Here is a 19,815-nt window from a genome sequence, read left to right as displayed (position 1 = left end):
TATTCCCGATATATACAATGATGTTAGATCTCTGCAAGCTACTTCTTGTTTTCAAGACTAAAAATTTGCTAGCGTTTCATTCTAAACAAAAGCTAGGTGCTAACGTGCAAAAGAAAAAATACCTCACTTTACTCATCATTATTGGGCTACTGCTTAGTGGGCTAATAGCCAATGTGACTTATCAGCAAGCAAAAACACACCTTTCCTATAAAATTATCAATGATGTAAACCAACTTGGTGAAAAACTAGATGCTCAACTTTCACGTTATAGCCAGTTACCCGAGGTGTTATCTAACGACCCGAGATTATTAGCACCACTCATTGCAAACAAAACAGCGACAACTCCTATTTCACAGCAATATCAAACAACCAGCCGTCTATTACAAACATGGTCGAATAGTATTAATGCAGATACTATTTACCTCATTAACCAAGGTGGTAATACAATAGCGGCAAGTAATTGGCAAAGTGATAAAAGCTTTGTTGCGCAAAACTACGGTTACCGACCTTACTTTAAAGATGCAATGGTAGGAAATCTGGGGCAATATTTTGCGCTAGGCATTAGTTCACAAAAACGCGGTTATTACTTTTCTGCGCCTGTTTATGAGCGAGACAAAATTATTGGTGTATTGGTGATCAAAGTCGATTTGTCTTTAATCGAAGATATTTGGCAATACGATCAAATTGAGTATGCTATTGCCGATCAGCAAGGTGTCATATTTTATAGCTCTGAAGATGACTGGCTCTATCATTCGCTAACAATCCTAGATGAACAGCAACGCAAGAAAGTTTTGGATTCACGTCAGTATGGTAAAACAGAACTCAATGCTCTCAGTGAATACCAAGATCTAGATGCTTTTGAACGCCAAGAGATCAGCAATATAAAAAAGTCTGATAATGGGAAAAGGGACGCCTATCTCATTGCAACCCACAATATGGATAAAGCAGGTTGGAATATTTATGGATTTAGTCCAATCAGCACGGCTTATCAATATGTTCTACAAGCTATCGTCATCTTTACAGCTTTTTATATGTTGCTATGTTTTGCTCTTATGTCTTGGCTACAAACCATACTGACTAAAAAAGAATTAGCACAACTCAATGATAAGTTGGAACAATTAGTTATTGAACGAACACATAACTTATTAGAAACCAACCAACAACTACGCGATACCATTGAACAATACGAACATAGCCAAGCAGAGCTAAGACAAACCCAAAATGAATTAGTACAAGCCGCAAAATTAGCCATGCTCGGCGAGCTTTCTGCCAGTATAAACCACGAAATCAATCAGCCATTAGCAGCAATGCGAACATATGCAGAAAACAGCCGTAAACTCTTAGTTAAAGAGCGTTATGATTCTGTAGCAAACAATATAGATGAAATAATTAAGCTCAATATCATGGTGTCTGAAATTATTGCTCGGTTTAAAGTATTTGCACGTAAAACATCAGTAGAAACCAATCGCTGTACTGTTGCTGCAGACTCAATACGCTCATCAATCAGCTTATTAGGAAATAAACTGATCAAAAGCGGGGTAATTTTACGCTTAGGCGAGCTGCCTGATAATTTACAAGTTAACGCTGATGCAGTTCAATTAGAACAGGTAATAATCAACCTACTGCATAATGCTATTCAGGCACTGGAACATACGTACTCCCCTCAAATCGGCATAGAGTTAACAGAGCAAGGTGATAGTGTAGAAATTCGTATATGGGATAACGGCCCAGGACTCAATGAATCTCAAAAACAACGTATCTTCACTCCTTTCTTTACCACAAAAAAAGATGGATTAGGGTTGGGGCTCACTATTTCAAAAAGGATCATCGATTCTTTTTCTGGCAGCCTGATCATTCAAGATCATAGTGACGGTGGCGCGGAATTTATCATCAAACTGCCTGCCAATATTAAGGATGTACAATGAACAAACATGTTATTTTTATTGATGATGAGAAGTCAATTCGCAATGCACTAGGACAAACATTAGAACTTGAAGATTACGATGTAAGTTTATTTTCAAGTGCAAAACCAGCATTAGATATTATTGATAATCAATATACAGGTGTAATCATTTCAGATATCAATATGCCAGGTATTGATGGCTTAACCTTCTTAAAGCGCGCCTTAGCCATAGATCCGGAACTATCTATCATTCTTTTAACCGGACATGGCGATATAACTATGGCCGTAGATGCTATGAGGATCGGCGCATATGATTTTCTAGAAAAACCTTTTTCAACGGAAACATTACTCGACGTAGTGAAACGGGCAGGCGATAAACGCGAGCTTATTTTAGAAAATAGAGAACTGCGCCGTGAATTAGAGGCGCAAAGTGGTCCTGGCCCCCGAATCCTAGGCAGTAACCCACAAATAAAACAGCTGCGTCGAATTCTAAGTCATATAAAAGATACCGCTGCCAATGTAATCATTCAAGGAGAAAATGGAACAGGAAAAGAGCTTGTTGCCCGCTTCCTACATGATCATAGTGCCCGACAAAATAAACCTTTTATCACAATCAACTGTAATGCTATACCGCAGAATATGATCGAAAGCGAACTCTTTGGTTTTGAATCCAGCACATTTTTGAGTGGACAAAAAAAACGTTCAGGAAAGCTTACGCATGCAAATGGAGGAACGCTTTTCTTAAATGAAATTGAATCGATGCCAGCGCCTCTTCAAAAAAAACTGTTACGCGTTTTGGAAAATAGAAATGTTGAATCTTCAGCCATCAATCAAATGATGGATCTTGATATACGCTTTGTTAGTGCAAGCAAGAAAGACTTAAAAGCGATGAGCGAACGAGGTGAATTCAATCAAGACCTTTATTATCGCTTAAATGTTGTGAGTGTGAACCTTCCCTCTTTACGCGACAGAAAAGATGACCTATTGATCTTATTTCAAAATTTCACGCGTACGGCATCAACACGCTATGGTATTGAGCACCCAATAATTAGCCCAGAACAACAAACTAAACTGCTCGAATATGACTGGCCGGGAAATGTGCGTGAATTACGGAACCTTGCAGAACGCCTAGTTTTAATGGGAGACACGGTAGGCCTGAGTAATGAAGGAGAGATAAGTGATGAGCAATTTAATTTAACCCTGAGCGATCGCGTGAATCGGTTTGAATTCACATTACTTTGCGATGCGTTAAAACGCCATAATGGGTGTTTGAAAGAGGCGCAAGAAGAACTCGGCTTAGCGAGAAAAACGCTGTACGACAAAATGAAGAAGCACGGTATTGATAAAGACGATTTTAAAGTAGCGCATTAGATTATACCCAAGTTACTTGGTACTTTATTCCTAATGGGCTATATTTTTCAAGGTAATACTGCTCACTCAGTAGTATTACCAAACACCTTGGCATTAAACTCCCAGTTATTAATCTTCCCCATAAAGCCACAGTTTCCAGCGAAAAAACTCTAACGGCAGCAGCTTATCAAGTCACTCTAGTTACTAAAATAACCCCATAATTTACATGTAACTGCCCTCTTCTTGCATTTTGTATTCGACACATATATCGAAACTGACGTCCTTAGAAAAAACAGTGTGAATGATTGGAAGTAGGTTTGCTAAATTACATTTTATATATCGTATAACTTTCAATTCAATCAGTTTTTCTCTTTTTTAGAGTGAGAAAGAATCCTAAGTAGTAGCAATTCGCGAAAAATAATAATTTTAATCAGATGGTTGAAACAACATGACTCTATACAAACAACTTACTTTAGGTGCAATTTCTTGTAGCTTTACTGTGTGTTTAATTTTATTTCTTGTTCTGTTTTTCTCACATATCACTGTATTAAATAACCAACAGGACCGTTATTTAGAACAAACCCTATCGTTAAATAGCACGGTCTTAACATCAATAATAGATAGTGATATACCACAAAAAGCAAAATCAGAACTCATTGAATCAACATTAGATACCCTATTACATCAACCAATGATCAGTGATGCCAATTTTCAAGTTAATCCAAATTCTATTAGTAACAATATAACGAATAGCATTCAAAACACCTCTGTCGCTAGCGCCCCTGTTTGGTTTAAGTCTGTCTTGTCAATAAACACGTTAACGGTATCTAAGCAGCTAGTAGACCCTTTCGTAAAAATAACAATTACCACCAACGCGCTATATTCTAACCAACAACTGTGGTCAATGACATTGCATTATGGGTTCATATCATTGATGCTTTTTATTGTTAGCATCTTCTTGATCATACCGTTACTTGCTTATGGTTTACGTGCATTAAAGTATATTACGGAGCAATCTGCTCGCCTCCAAGATGGAAAGCCTTATCAGCCAATTTTGCTACCGCAACAGCAAGATTTACGAACAATTGTCAGAACGATGAATCAGATGAACGCCCATCTTGAAGTCAACTTCAGAGAGCAAGCTAATGAAGCCATTAAATTACGAGAGCGCGCGTACCGTGACGAAGTTTCAGGTCTTGGAAATCGTATTTTTTTTATTAACGAATTAAATTCTTGGCTTAAAAAATCACATAACGGCGGGCTGGCAATAATAAAGACCACCCTAATTGATGATTATTATCACAACTTTGGTTATGAATCTGGCGACTGCCTCGTTAAAAAAATCGCCTCTAAACTTAATGAATCCATCATTTATTCAGACTTAATTCTTGCACGTTTATCCATTGATGAATTTGCTATTTTAGTGCCTAGCATTACCGTCGAAGAATTAAAATTAATGGGTGAAACAATATTAAGCGTTGTCGAAAAGGTACAACTTGATTCATCGATTCAAGACGAACAATCAACCCGTGTCGGATTGCTACTAAACGATATACCCACTACAGCAGGAACTTTGCTCACTCAACTCGACAATGCATTATCAAAAGCAGCACAGGATCCTCAGCTACCAGCAGTATTAGTTAAAGGATCTCAGGCTGAAACTGCATTGGGAAAACAACAATGGAAATCACTCTTGTTAGAATCCATTGCCAATAATTACTTTGTATTTCATTTTCAGCCCGTCATATTTAAATCAGCTGATATTTACCATCTTGAAGTATTAACATCGATAAAAAAGGGAAAAGAAGAATTCAGCGCAGGACAGTTTTTGGGTGCACTTGAAGATCTTGGGATCGGAAGCTTATTTGATCGACACGTTATACAAGACATTATTAAAAAATTAAATAACGACAGAAAGCTAGGTCCTCTTGCTGTAAATCTAACTTATAGCAGTATAAGCGACCCAACCTTCATCAGATGGTTAGGCAGTCTGCTACAACATAACAAAGTACTGGCGGGTCGATTGTTTTTCGAGTTGCCCGAAGCCAGTTTTATTCGACAGCCAGATGCGACTGGTTTACTTTGCTCAGCAATGCAGTTTCATGGGTTTGGGTTTGGGGTCGATAACTACGGACGCCATTTTAAATCATTAGATTACCTTAATGAATTCCGCCCTAATTACGTCAAAATCGATTTTGCTTATACGCATCAATTAAATGATCAAACTAAGTCAGATTTGTTAGCCTCTATTTCACGAACAGCTCACCGATTAAATATCAAAACAATCGCCACAAGGGTTGAGACAGAAACACAACTAGAAAGGCTTTCCGAATTATTTGTTAACGGATTTCAAGGCTATATTATCGAAAAAAGAAATGAAGTATTGGTTGAAAAAGATATGATTGGTAGTTTATCAGCCCCTAATAGTATTAAGATGCTATAAATAGACCTCAATTTACAGTGTAAAGCAAAAGAATCAAAAGCGAATTTACAGTGTAAACTAGGCGATTAAAGAGGGGTAATATCTAGTTTATTCGCGGAGAACTTAATATGACAGGGGCCGTGTTCTTCATTAACATTCATTGTTAATTTTTCTAAACGGCAACTTACACCAGAAAAAAAATGGTTAAGCGCAGCAATAGATACAGCACCACGCACCTCATCATATTCACTTTGAAGAGTTCGGTAATGTTCTTTTAACGAAGACATTTTTTTTACGTGCTTCTCCTTCGTCTCCATCACCTTCGTTACAAGTTCACTTGGCCTTTTGGTACTCGGTATTTGTAGCAGTTTCAATTCGACCTCTCGAATTTTTGTCATTTGAATTTGTTCGTCTTCAAGCAACTTAAAAGTATTATTTAACTGATTACGTAAATCGTAGCATTTACTAAAGGCTGAAATTTCTGTCGGAGTACCTGCCAAGGCACCAATATTGAGTGCTTTAACGCTGTAAGCCGCCTCGATAATGCCACCACTCAATGTTCCATGCCTTTTAAACTGATCGAGAACAATAACTTCACCTTGAGAACGGATATGGCAATGTAGCGCATGGAGCGATAACTCCACATTGCTTCCAGCATCAATCTCAACATATTGAGCAAATTTACTGGTTACCCTACCCTTTGCCTTAATATAACAGGCTAGGTGCCCCTCATTACTATGATGAGGCTTCCCAATAATACCATTAACAACGACAATATCACCGCCAGCGTTTAATTCAGCAAGCTCAACAAAGCCACTTACTGAAATATTACCCGTCGCTGTCACTTTCATCCCAGAGGTAACATCACCTTGTACAACAACACTACCATCAAAATTAATGTGCCCAGTCGTGGCATTCACACCTTTAACAATTAAGGCGTCATCAACTTGCATCCCGTTTTTCGTAATTAAGGGGATACCTGATTTAGTTGCAACTAATAAATTTTCATTGTTATCACTAATAGCTGTACCATCACCGACCGTAAACGGCACTTCTTGCCCTGCTACACAATCAAGATCATTACCAATAACATTAAAACCAACCACACCGGGCGTTGCGGGCATACGGCGCATAATTGCTTGGCTGATTGTAACAGTTACCATTTCACCAAGATTAAGCATGTCGACGGTACCATCAGCCTTATGCTGCGGGCGTAATACACGCTGACTAATATCTTCGACTAAGGGTTTAAATTGGCTATCGGTCCCATTTTCAGCAGGTTTACCAAAAGCAACAGACAAAGTCAGCTTCTCTCCAGAGGCAAGTGATTGACCTTTTGTTAGTAACTCTTGCAGCTGAACTTTGCGAATACCTTTAATAATATGATTATCTTTCAAAGCTGAAAGTAGTTCATTCGCAGTCACACGATTGCCACCGTAAGCACCAACTATAGTTATTGAAGCTGTCATTAGATCTGGCGATGTTTTTACTATTAACGTCGCAGAGCGTTTTTCCGCAATAATAATGGTTTTAGGTTCGACTGAAATATTTGATGCAGAGTCACTATTGAAAACTTCAAGTGCAGAATCAATAGCATTTTCAAAGATAAAAAATTGATTCGCATTAATATCTGAAAGTGCAGCGTATACATCACCTCTCGAAACTTCCATTTCAGCATGATCCAACGGCTCTACACGTAAAGAGACAGTATGACCTTGCTGATACAGCTGGAGAGGCTGTTGTGACATAGCGGGATCCTTCACTCTAAATTATATCCATTCGTTAAAAGCCATAAATCGTGATGTTCAGTAAAACGTCGACTATTACATATTAACCCAACCATCAGTATAACAGGAGTAGACGAGTCACAATTCGGGATGAGAGACAATGGAGAGTAACATTGAAGACCCTCTAGCGTCATAGCTCATGACATTGTCATGTAGGATGGCTAAGCATATAAAGTATAAATATTAATAATTGCAATATTAAGTAGAGGTAGTATCTGAAATAACTATATATAGGCGTATTAGATCCCAATAAAAGGGTTTAAAAAACCACTAAATAAATTGGAAAATGCATGTAAAGCAGAGTTCAAAAGGGATGTGATGCGTATTAACAATGTTTATCACCCTGAGTATTCAGGGCGTCTTAGCAAACATTATAGCCGCATAATTAAATTAGAGCAGATCAGCAATCAGCAAACTCAGTTCTTGATCTGTTAATCTGTCATTTTGATGGAATTCATACGTATAAGACTCAGCACTATCACTAGCCATTTCTTGCATTGTAATATAACCGTTCATTTGATGAATGCCTTGCAAACTCAGTTCGTAAGATCCCAATACATCTAACTCACGGTCAGTGATTATTATCATACTATTTCGGTATAGACGAACAATCGATACTCTAAGCCCCACATCATATGCATGTGAATTTGTAAACATCACATGTTTATATAAACGCGCAGCCACACCACCATTGCTTAATGTATAAGAAACGTTTGCTCTGGTTATCGAATGAATAGGGTCCGATAGTTGCTTAAGTACTTTACTTTGAATTTTGACTAAACTCATGACACTCTCCTAAATACAATGATTCCTTTTGTATCTCGAAATCCCTTGTAAGCATGATGCATGATTTAAAAAGGTTCTGTTTCTCGCAAAACATAACGCGAGCCAAAATAACCCTCAAGATCTTAACTGTAGACGATAAATTGACGATAAAGTATTTTTTTGTAGTTAATACATTTGGTTGTATTAAAAATAAGAGAGGTGGATTTACAGTGTAAATAGATTATCAAGCTGAAAAACAAAATTTACACTGTAAATAGAAACACGCTAGAGGTGAGCTAACTCTGAAATCGTACTTTTACCTCTCTCTTCAAGGAAGTTCAGAAAAGATCGAGGATGACGAGTTATAATACTCTCGATTGGGAAGTTAACTTTTTTCAATAACGGCTCAACACTTTCAAAGTTACCCACATCAGCAGCGAAGTGAGCATCAGATCCCGTTGTAATTCGACCACCAATTTCTTTTATATACATTGCTATGTCTTCACAGCGGATTTCGCTACCAACACGTGAACCACTTAATGATGAGTTATTTATTTCCATCACAACGTTGTGCTTAGCTGCTTCTTTAAAAACAGATTCAAAGTCAAAATCGTAATTGGGATTCCCAGGATGCCCGATCGCATCAACGCGGCCAGAACGAATAATATTTAGCAAAGCTTGGGTATGATCTGCTTTATTGGTGTATCTAAATATAGGTTCATGAAAGCTCGCCATAACCCAATCTAATTGATTGGTAATGCGCTCATCTAAATCGATCTCACCCTTAGTATTAAGAATGTTCGCTTCAACACCGCGTAAAACAGCAACCCCATGAAGAATACGTGGAATAACCCGTTGGTTTGCAAAGTGCCAAAAATGCGGAGCACCAGGCATTGTCGGAGCATGATCTGTCACACAGAACATTTCCAACCCTCTTTGCGAGGCTGCCGCGGCATTTTCCAATACAGTGCTATAAGCATGGCCGCTAGAAATTGTGTGCGTATGTGTATCAACAAGAAGCTGCATAATGTCCTTTTCCTACAATGAAGATTGATAATGCTGGGTAATGTAAGAACGTAAAGCATGTTCTGCATGTTTTCGGCTTGGTAATGAAAACTGCGCAACAACCGTATCCCAACTCTGTTTCTGAAGCACTTTAACCACCGCCAAAGCCGCAGTAGGATCATGGATAAAATCGTCTGAAGTGACCCATTCAGATAACCAAGATTCAATACTCGCGATAGCTAAATCATACCCTAACCCTCCTTGACAATAACAATTTAATTGAAGGTCACGAAACGATAATGGCAGCGGCATGTACGTCGCAATATCTAACTGCGCAGAAGAATATTGAAAAAGGGAAATGAATAACTCATTCTCAAGCTTATTAAATTGTTCGACTCGTTGGCTTAAAAAGTTTGCTGAAAATAGCGAGACAGCACATTGCAGCCAAAATTGCGCCGCGTCAGATATTGGTTGAACAGCTAATAAAGAATGGGCACCGCTAGAAGCATCTTTAGTGACCCCCAAACGAATAGGTAAGAAACCAGCTTTGCGCCAAAAAGACACCAACTCAGGGGCAGCAGCAAAACTGGTTCCGATATAGTCTAACCCTTGTTGACTAGCCCATTCTTGAGTAAAGCCTACTAATGATGAACCAATACCTTGTTGTTGTAAAAAGGGATGCACAGCGATACGAAGTATACGTGCACAATGCTGAGTTGCCCCTTGAAGAATACCTATATGAGCCGCAACAGATTGCGCTAATAAATGCCCCTTTACTCTCCGTTTACCTAACATAACTTGCTGGGCTAAATCGGAGGCGAAACCACCTTCAAGAGAAACTAAACAACAACCAACAATGCTTGCAGCCTGTGTACTGTCATTCTTCAACTCTGCGACTAATAACTGTATATTCGCATCATCAAGCAGTTGGCTAATATCGTTAGGAGACGTTTGATAATGTGCATTTATTAAAAGGCCAAACAACGAAGATAACAAAACTTCATCAACAATAAGTTCTTTCGTTGGCACCGTACGATACGTAATTTCTGAACTCGCTTTTGTTGATAAGCAATGACTTGGAATAACATCAGTATCAAGTAATAAAGCGCTAAATACCCATTTTTCTAAAGGGTCATTAATCGCCCAACGTATAGGCTGAGTAATCGATAACTGACGCCATTGTGGTGTTTTCAGATCAAGTTGTTGACGGAATTTAATAGCAAAACCTCTCCCGGTTCCTTCGTAACCATGAATCGTACTGGCGAAAGCCACCCGATTATAATGTGTCAACATTTGCGAAAGTAAAGGTGCTGGTATGGCAGCGGCTTCATCAACAATCAAGAAATCTATGCCGGGTAGTGTTGTCAGCAATGTATCAGGAGCGAAAAATACCATGTCACTAGATTCGAACGATAAACTTTTTTCTTGCTTATAATCGATACCTAATACTTCTGCGGCTCTTGTAAATAAAGTATTCACATTCGCAAAACTTGGCGATGTTACCCCAATACGAATTCTACGTTCTGTCATTAAACTTGCAGCAGCGATACCTAACGCAGACGATTTTCCTCGGCCTCGATCAGCCGTTAAAACAAGAGGACGCTTTCTATGTCCAGTCACCACTTTTTTAATTGCTTCAACAGCTAATGTTTGCTCTTGAGTTAAACAACTGAACCGTAAATCTTGATAATCATTTTCAGCCAAATAAGAAGGTGGTAGATCAGGAAGGCAAGTATCTGACTGCTGAATAAGCAAAACATCAGGTGCAGATAACAATCTAACTAAGCGCTGAATAAAAGGCAATTGTGTTAGCGTAGCATCAAACCAGCAGCTCGGTACTAATAACAGTAATAAACCGCCCCCAATAACAGTGCCAGAAAGCGCACCAAATGCATCAGCGTCAAAGCCATTATGCGCATTAAAAACTAAACAATCTGTTTCTTGTCCTAAAAGTTTTTTTGCTTTTTTAATCGATAATGAGTCGGCATTTTCAGGCGCATTCTCCCCAGCCCAAAAATAGCTTGGGTAACCTGAAGTAAAGGAATTAGCAGACTCAGTTCCCCACGCTAGGTCACCCGCTAATACCACTAAATGACGGCAATTGGCGTTCTTTGCTTGAGCTATTAATTGGGATGAAAAAGGCAATAAATCAGTCATAGTGATACTCATAAAACAACAACCTACTGATCATAGCACCCGATGATATACCCAAGCTAGAGCGCTATCTGATCTAGTTAAATATCAGATATAAAAAAGCCACGTCGACTGACGTGGCCTTTAATAAAGAATCAAAATAACTTATTTTAAATAATCGTTTAAATAAGCCAAAATATCTTCGACTTGGCGATCACTCATTTTTTTTAGTTTAAGCTGAAGCTTGTCACCATCTCGAGTAAAGGTCACTTTTCCTTTAACCAATTCTTGCGCTTTGGCCTTTTCAACTAAAAGCTTGGGCTGCAGTGAGTCCCCCATTTGCTCAAGTTGAATCGTGACTTCTCGCGTAATTCTAGTAATGCCCTGCGCATCAATTCGCTTCCACATCGCACTGTCAGCTGACGTTAATTGTTCAATTAGCTGCTGCTGCTGTTGCCCTGCAAGACCAAAGTAAATACGATGTAATTTAACAATTGTTGGTCGACCTAATTCACCAACACTTGGATATGCCATTAGCAATTCCATTGGTAAACTTGCCGCTTTCAATGCACCACTGACTAATGCTTCACTGCATTGACAATATTTGGCGAGCTCTTTTTGATCCGTAACTTTGCCACTATCAAGCAGGGCTTGCATCTCTTTGCCACGTTCAAATAATGACAAGGGTTTATGTGCATTTGCGACATCAGATAGAAATTTAGCATGTTCTGTATTAATGCCTTTTGCGACATAAATCAGAAAGTCTTTATCAGCTAAAATACATGACATACGACGACGGCTACCGTCGAGTACTTCAATTTTTCCATCTTCTAACCAACGACCAACAGCAGGATACTGCTGACCGCGATCTTTTAATGTGGTAAGAATGTCGGCTAGAGCATGCTCAGTTAAAAACGCTTGTTCACGTGCATTTTGTGAAAAAACCTGCGTTTTCGTTTTTACTTCTGCGGCATTAATTTTAATCAGCTCAAAAGCAACCGTTTCTTCACCTGCAATTGCAAGTTCAATAACAGCGGCTTTATCTTTTGCTGCTGTTTGTGCTTCTGTCACATTGGTTGCACGGCGTTTATCCGCTTTACCAAACAGACGAGCATTAAGATCTTTGGTTTTAATCGCCATCTGTTATGTTACTCCTGGTTTAAATTTGCCCAGTGACTATGCATCACTCGCTCTAATTCCAGACCAACACGCTGAATTGCATCTTGTGCTGTTGAAAGAGTTTTCTTACCCCCTTCAAACTCAGCAGCTGTTAGATCAAAAACAGTACTATACGTATCAGCACATGTTTCAAAAGCACGGCTACGAGGAACTGTCGCCATCATTACTTGCTCTTGTAGCAGGTAATTCATCTCGGTTAATACAGATACTTGCTTTTTATTATCATCTTCAAACATTGTTGGCATAAGTCGAATAAACTCAAGGCCATGCCATTCTTCCGGAAACATTTCATATACAGTCGGTAAATGCTGGAAAAAGTTAACGGTTGAAGCCCAATCAAGACGTTTAGCCGCACACGGAATAATCAGCGCATTTGATGCATACATCGCATTCCAAACAAGTGGATCAATGTGTGGGCCAGTATCAATCATGATGATATCGAATTCGTCAGCAATAGGATCGAGCATGCGCTCTTTTAACAAACGAACGATATCTAAGTCTTGATTTACCGCCAGATCTTGCCATGCATCCGCATTAAACATCGCATCTTCAGGGAAGGCTGCAATCGTCTTTAAGTTAGGATATTGAGTAGGCAAAACCACGTTATCCATCAAGAAATCTCTATCCATTTCTTGACCTTCTGGCACATTTCCAAGCATTACATCGACGGCAGAATAAATGGTATCTTGCTTGCCAACACTGATTAATGGGTTCAGAAATAGACGTAATGATCCCTGTGGATCGAGGTCAATTAAACAAATACGGTAACGCTTATCAAGGTCAAGTGCCAAACAAGCCGCAATATGAACGGCAGTCATTGATTTACCAGTACCGCCCTTTTGGTTTTGGACGTTAACAACCCAAGGCTTTCTTCCCGCACCTTCACGTTCATGAAAAGCAGGTTTTTTAGCTGCCTTCATTAACTTATGCGCTTCATCTAGCGTAATTGAATAATGATTAGCATTATTTTTTGTAAATTGATGCCCCGTCGCTTCCATACGAGAAATTGCATCATCAAGCTTTCTGCGCGTTAACCCAGAACGTGTTTCCATCAATGCTTTTGACATTGGAGGGAAGTGTTCATCACGGCGTTCTTCTAATACGATCTCAATTCGATCAGCTTGAACCTGTTTTGTTTGCTCAGCAATATTGAGCAAATTCTGTATCGTTTTTTCCCTATTCATTTTTATTATTCGCCATTACTGTTGACTGCAATCCATTGTACAGCAAAGCAAAACTAGAACAATAAAAAGCTGAACATATGGATGTGATGTTAATCTCAAGTAAAAAACTCCGTTAATGGAATAAAGCTAAATTTTAAGATAAATAATTGCTTGATGTTTACTGATAATCACACACTAAACATCAAACATTAAAACTGTTACAGCGTCACCTTTTTACATTGTAAATCATTCTTGAAGAAGAAAAAGAGAATATAAAACTTGCTACCGGAAGCGTGATAAATTACACCTAAACTACGGCTAGTGTAATTTCAATAATTTCAGCCTCATTTTAAATATGAAATCAGATAAAAACATACAACTTAGCTAATCTTGGTTCTAAACCGACGAAATACAGAAGGTAGGGGACTAAGTCAGTGTTGCAGTGCTTTAAGAAGACATACGATTGAATTGGCAATAACTTGATCATCGTTCTGGTTAAAAGCGCGCTATATCGAAACAATGATCAAGAGCGAGAAGATGAAATATACAATGTAAATTCAATAACTATGATACGAATAAGATCGGAAGTATGATCAAGAGCGAGAATCAATAGCTATCAAACTTAGGGATCCCGCCGGAAGCATGTATATCAGGTGATAATTTACGGTGAACGTAGGTTATAAAAGGGGTTTGTTGTTAACACAGACGCTAACAAAGCAAAAAAATTACGCTAAAATGGCAATAAATCGAAATTCAAACGCAAACAATAGCACTTGATCATTAATCCATAGTCGGACACATATAAAATCAGTAACATCTTACGGTAAGTGTCATTTCAATTAAGGCAAATAAAGCGCTAAAAGCATTGTAAAGCCACAGTAAGAGATGAAAGTAGGTTGAAAAGCGTTTCCATGATCATCTTTCTGTACCAAAAAACCGTTTTTTTCATCAATAGAATTTAAATTTGTCTCAAGCCTGTGGATAACTCTGGGGGTAAGCTGTAAGAATATCTTGATCATCGTTACGAATTGCTAGTGATCATGGTTTCACGATTATAATGATCATACTTCCAATGCTTTAATGATCATGCTTTCAATGGTTTGTTGATCACTTTTCCGTAAGTTCCATGATCATACTTCCGAAATGACTCTTTTTTTAACTCCTTACAATCAAAGAGTTACACGTACTTCTTCAGCCTGATCATTAGATCAGTTAATCATATAGATCACTTTAAACATAAAGATCAGTATTTAAATCTTTAAATAAAAAGAACTTTCTTTCTGGATCTTTTTAGATTATTCTTTCGGAAAGATGATGCTTCTACGGCTAATGACAAATGAAACCGGCTCCAAATAACGATAAAAAAGTAATTGAGAAAATCCTGATCCTCGATCCTCGATCTCACAAAGATGGACATTTATTTTCAATTCCGTCGGCTTTGGTTGATTGGTTACCGCAGTATCAACATTTCAAGGGTGTGACCAAAAGCATCATTGAATTATTAAACTTGATCTCATTACGAGGCCTATCGACGAAAGACGGATTGGTTTCAACCACTGAACTTGTAGAAGCAACAGAAGGTCAACTAACGCGTGCTGCCATTCAACAAAGGCTCAGAGCTGCTGTAAATGTTGGTTTATTTAATCAAGAACCTGTTCGATTTGAACAAGGCCTTGCTGGTAAAACCATGCTTCATCATTTCATTAATCCAGCTCTACTTATTTCTCAACTTGGTACTGGCAGTTTACTATCAGAACAAAGCAAAGAAAAAGATAAACAAAAGCGCTCAAAAGCATTAGCGCAAAATCACGTTAATCGACGTTTGTTAAATGAATATGGGTTAGGCACTCCACCATCAATGCCTGATGAAGCGGATCAAATCGTTGTTTCACCCACCAGCTGGGCAGGGATCATTGATCAAGCGTTAGCCCCACCTCGTACTAAAAAAAGCTATCAAAAGTCGATGGTTGCGATCAGTGGTACCAAAGCAATCATTGAAACACGATCATCAAAGTCGATCATGACTGTTGATGATCTGATGACGTTATTCGCGTTATTTACGCTAACGGTTCAATATCATGATCATCATTTATCTGATTATGAGATCCAATCTCGCACTTTGGGCAATAAAACGCCAGTCTATATTACTGATATTCTTGCCCTTCGTGGTAAAAAAGACAGTGGTCCAGCCCGTGATTCGATTCGTGAAAGTATTGATCGCATAGAATTTACAGACTTTCAACTGCATGAACTCACAGGCCGTTGGTTAAGTGACAATATGCCAGAAGGCTTTAAAAGTGATCGCTTCCGTTTTATTGCGCGAACAATCACAGCATCAGAAGAAGCACCACAAGAAGGCGATGATGGCGAGATCCGTATTAAGCCAAATCTTTATATTTTGGTGTGGGAACCGTCATTTTTCGATGAATTGTTAACGCGTGATTATTTCTTCTTGTTTCCACCTGAAATCTTACGTCAGCATACTTTAGTCTTTCAGCTGTACACCTTCTTCCGTAGTCGTATGTCACGCCGTGCCAATGATTCAATGATGCTCAGTGAGTTAAATCAGAAACTGGCACGTAATATTGAATGGCGCCGTTTCTCGTCTGATTTAATTCGTGAATTACGCAAACTTGCTGAAGGTACAGTGACTGCTGATGTCTTTGCGGTTAATTTGTTTGGTTATCACTTAACCATCAAACCTGAAGATGTGACTAAACGTTATTGTGATTATCAAATCGATATTAAGTGTGATGCTGATGAAGTGATCCGTTATTCTCGAGCTAAAACCACCAATGAAGGGAAGCGGAACATGGCACCAACGATGCCAAACCCGCTTCGTAACGAGATCATGCCTAAAAAGCAGCTTGATCAGTTATCCGAGATCATTGATGGTGAATTTGAACCTATTCAACGAAAAGAAGGCAGACCGAAGGGGCGTTTAGGCCGTCGGGTGAAGCTAAGAAAACACTTAGTTGAAATTAATGCTGATGAATTAACAATAGTTTTATCCAAATATACGTCATCAGAGGCGCTACAGCGCAGTATAACGGCATTATCTGCAATGACTGGTCATTCAGCGACAACTGTCACTGAAGAGTGTCAGGCGTTCTTACAGAAGCTTGAGTGGTTATATGTGGGTACTGAAGTCGTTAGCTATGAAACACTGAGTAAGACGGTTGAGTTATACAATAATCAAGAAGGTGAACGACACTTATCCATTGAGCGTCTCATTTCCGGTCTTGCAGTACGCCGTAAGGTTTGTAAACTTGTTCATGAAGGTCATGTCAATGAACAAGTATTGGCAGCATTAGATGATGTGGCTCGTGGCGTCTAAATCATAATAAAGTAATTATCATTAAGCTATTTACACTGTAAATATTTTGAACAATTTGCTTGAAAGCCACTCAGAGAGAATGTGTAAATATACCAATGGGAGACATCACTAAGATGTCTCCCATTTTTATTGGTTAGCCTTTCTCTTTTAATCATACAATCGCTAAACACATATTTTTTAACGTTTACTTTTAGCTGAATCCCCGTAAATTAGTAGTTGAATAGTAATACCAATCTAGACAAGTATTTGAGCATCCTTGTTAGTTAAAATTACTTATAACATCGTTAGAAATTTCATCATTAGAGCCACTCGTTATTTCAATTTCTGCCTTGTTATTATCAATTTTTCCTGCGCAATTATTTGACCATTTACTTATCTAGAATGATATTGCACTTTTTACCGATGTATAAGGACGTATTTTGTTTAAGCAATATCGAATGCTAGGAAGTATTTTTTGCCTTATGGCGTTTAATCAAATGGCATTTGCCCAAGTGACCACTGATGTTGAGCCTAACCATGATAGGAAAAAAATAGGGTTAGTGCTCAGTGGTGGTGGCGCGAAAGGTGCTGCGCATATTGGGGTGATTGAAGTACTTGAGGCTAATCGAATTCCGGTCGATATTGTGACTGGTACTAGCATGGGCGCGTATGTTGGCGGCATGTATGCCATGGGATTAGATGCAACAGAAGTTAAAAACCGTACTTTTGGAGCCGATTGGGAGGGGGGATATAAAGAGCGAGTAGGACGCAATGATTTAGTACTGCGTCGTAAACAACAAAATGATGATTACCAACTGCATACTGATCTCGGTATTTCCCTTGAGGGCGAGTTTAAATCCAAGCCGGGGGCATTTCAAGGGCAGGGTATGGCGGTGTTACTACGCTCATTAACCCACAATCTACCGACATTAAAAAGCTTTGATGACTTGGCTATCCCTTATCGTAGTGTTGCGACAGATATTGCTAAAGTTCAACCTGTTGTACTTGATTCTGGGCATCTTGCGACGACCATGCAAGCATCTATGACAGTACCTGGTGCGTTAAAGCCTGTTATTTGGAATAACAAACAATTAGTTGATGGCGGGGTAGTGAATAACATGCCCGTGGATGTGGCTAAAAGCCTTGGCGCTGATGTTATTATTGCCGTTGATTTACGCGACCCTCTATTACCTGAAAGTGATCTTAATAGTGCGCTAAATATTATTTCTCAGCTAACCACTTTCATGACAAATTCAAATACAGATCATCAAATCAGCTTAATGAAAGATGGCGATGTGTATTTGCAACCAGATGTGGCATTCATGCTCGCACCTGATTTTGATAAGATGGAATTAGCTTATCAAGCAGGTAAAAACGTTGCGCGAACCTCTTTACCACAATTGCTGCCATATCAGTTATCTGAAGAAGATTACATTGCTTATATCAAAGCAAAACAAGATCGTCGTAGCCGTTTATCAAGTCGACCTGCATATTATATTGATAACATTGTGTTGGATAATCATACTTTGTTGTCGGATCAGGCATTGTTGGCCTTATTGGATCTTCCTGTTGAACGGGTTATTTCGACCGAAGAACTTGAGAAAGCGGTAGAACGTTTGCATGCGCAAGATAATTTTTCTCGAATCACGTATTTTATTGATCAAAAAGGTGATGAGAACGTTCTGAATCTTGATGTGACAGAAAAGTCGTGGGGACCTGGCTACCTTAATTTCAAATTTTCATTTGAAGATGACTTTACCAATCGTTCCGATTTTTCGTTTGGTGCCCAGTACATTTATACCGATTTAACCGATCGTGGTGGTGAATGGAAACTGGAATGGGAAATAGGAAGCTGGAAAAAAGTAAATACTGAGTTTTACTTTCCTATTGACTACAAACAAGAGTATTTCACTGCTTTTGGTCTGGGGTGGAATAACGAAATACGTAAATTTACCGCAGGGAACGACTCATTTTCAACGCTGGAACCTGGGCTGTTTAATTTTGAGACTCAATATGAGGATGTGAATACATTTGCTGAGATTGGCTGGAATATACGTCCGTGGAGCGCACTCAAGGTGGGTTATCAAGGACAACGAGGTGATGTCACATTAATCGACAATGATGGCACCAAAGAAAAATACAGTGCATATGGTCCTTATATTGCCGCGACTCACGATACGCTTGATAGTTATTACTTCCCATCAGCTGGTTTACTGGTTGATGCTCGGTTCGGGCATAGTCAAACCAGCAGCCAAGTCGGTAGTAATGAAACAGATGATAAGACATTTTATTATGATATTAATCTGATGAAACCTTTTTCGTATGATAGGCATACAGTATCTGTTTTGCTGAAAACAGGCGGTTCAGATTCGAATGAATTACTGCCGATATACGTACAAGACCTTGGTGGGTTATTCAATCTATCTGGCTATCATCGCTACGAATTGAATGGTCGTTACCGTGCTTTTGGTGCGCTTATTTATCGTTACCGTTGGATTGATAATGACTTTGGTATCTTCTCTACCCCGATTTACCTTGGCGGATCATTAGAACAAGGTGGCGTGTGGAATGATAAGTCAGACATCAATTGGAATAGTGCGATTACTGCAGGTAGTCTCTATATCGGGATCGATTCTCCGATCGGGCCTGTTTATTTAGGTTATGGTCTAGCGGATGGCAAAGAGAGTTCAGTCTATTTCTCTTTGGGGGGCTCCTTCAAATAATGAAAACGATTGATTAACAACATGAATGTTTTGACATTAGGCTGACATTTTATATAAAGGAAAAGGCAA

General features: G+C 38.9%; 11 protein-coding genes. 5 read left to right on the top strand and 6 right to left on the bottom strand.

Going from position 1 to position 19,815, the window contains the following annotated elements:
• The first annotated feature begins 104 nt into the window (after positions 1-104).
• From C9J48_RS08325 to C9J48_RS08315, 3 genes are all read left to right on the top strand, one after another.
• Positions 105-1,925 (top strand): sensor histidine kinase, encoded by a 1,821-nt coding sequence (locus C9J48_RS08325; protein ID WP_036802460.1) that lies wholly within the window; start codon positions 105-107, stop codon positions 1,923-1,925.
• Positions 1,922-3,274: a sigma-54-dependent transcriptional regulator gene (locus C9J48_RS08320; protein WP_006228670.1), complete on the top strand. Its 1,353-nt coding sequence runs from the start codon at positions 1,922-1,924 to the stop codon at positions 3,272-3,274. Before C9J48_RS08325 ends, C9J48_RS08320 begins: the two co-directional genes overlap by 4 nt.
• A 427-nt stretch (positions 3,275-3,701) precedes the next feature.
• Positions 3,702-5,696: a bifunctional diguanylate cyclase/phosphodiesterase gene (locus C9J48_RS08315; protein ID WP_006228671.1), complete on the top strand. Its 1,995-nt coding sequence runs from the start codon at positions 3,702-3,704 to the stop codon at positions 5,694-5,696.
• 65 nt (positions 5,697-5,761) lie between these two features.
• Here the strand turns inward: C9J48_RS08315 and C9J48_RS08310 are convergent, their stop codons facing one another.
• The 6 genes from C9J48_RS08310 to C9J48_RS08285 all read right to left on the bottom strand — a co-directional run bounded on the left by C9J48_RS08310 (position 5,762) and on the right by C9J48_RS08285 (position 13,728).
• On the bottom strand, positions 5,762-7,423 hold the full coding sequence (locus tag C9J48_RS08310) for a flagellar assembly protein A (protein ID WP_006228672.1): 1,662 nt from the start codon (positions 7,421-7,423) through the stop codon (positions 5,762-5,764).
• A 429-nt stretch (positions 7,424-7,852) separates the two neighbouring features.
• Positions 7,853-8,248 (bottom strand): hypothetical protein, encoded by a 396-nt coding sequence (locus tag C9J48_RS08305; protein WP_006228673.1) that lies wholly within the window; start codon positions 8,246-8,248, stop codon positions 7,853-7,855.
• Between the two features lie 264 nt (positions 8,249-8,512).
• Positions 8,513-9,253 carry a phosphatase gene (locus tag C9J48_RS08300; RefSeq protein WP_006228674.1) on the bottom strand — a complete coding sequence of 247 codons (741 nt, stop codon included), beginning with the start codon at positions 9,251-9,253 and terminating at the stop codon, positions 8,513-8,515.
• A gap of 12 nt (positions 9,254-9,265) precedes the next feature.
• Complete coding sequence (locus C9J48_RS08295) at positions 9,266-11,401, bottom strand: tRNA(Met) cytidine acetyltransferase TmcA (protein ID WP_242610774.1); 2,136 nt, start codon at positions 11,399-11,401, stop codon at positions 9,266-9,268.
• Positions 11,402-11,530: 129 nt separating this feature from the next.
• Complete coding sequence (locus C9J48_RS08290) at positions 11,531-12,505, bottom strand: ParB/RepB/Spo0J family partition protein (protein WP_006228676.1); 975 nt, start codon at positions 12,503-12,505, stop codon at positions 11,531-11,533.
• An 8-nt stretch (positions 12,506-12,513) separates the two neighbouring features.
• Entirely contained in the window at positions 12,514-13,728 is a 1,215-nt protein-coding gene (locus C9J48_RS08285) for an AAA family ATPase (protein WP_006228677.1), read from the bottom strand.
• A gap of 1,315 nt (positions 13,729-15,043) precedes the next feature.
• Here C9J48_RS08285 and C9J48_RS08280 point away from each other — a divergent pair.
• Entirely contained in the window at positions 15,044-17,044 is a 2,001-nt protein-coding gene (locus tag C9J48_RS08280) for a replication initiator protein RctB domain-containing protein (RefSeq protein ID WP_006228678.1), read from the top strand.
• A 437-nt stretch (positions 17,045-17,481) separates the two neighbouring features.
• Complete coding sequence (locus tag C9J48_RS08275; RefSeq protein ID WP_006228679.1) at positions 17,482-19,746, top strand: patatin-like phospholipase family protein; 2,265 nt, start codon at positions 17,482-17,484, stop codon at positions 19,744-19,746.
• The last annotated feature ends 69 nt before the right edge of the window (positions 19,747-19,815 follow it).

Source organism: Photobacterium profundum (assembly GCF_003026285.1).
Taxonomy (GTDB): Bacteria; Pseudomonadota; Gammaproteobacteria; order Enterobacterales; family Vibrionaceae; genus Photobacterium; species Photobacterium profundum.
Note: the sequence above shows the minus strand (reverse complement) of the source record. Positions and strands in the feature narration are given on the sequence as shown.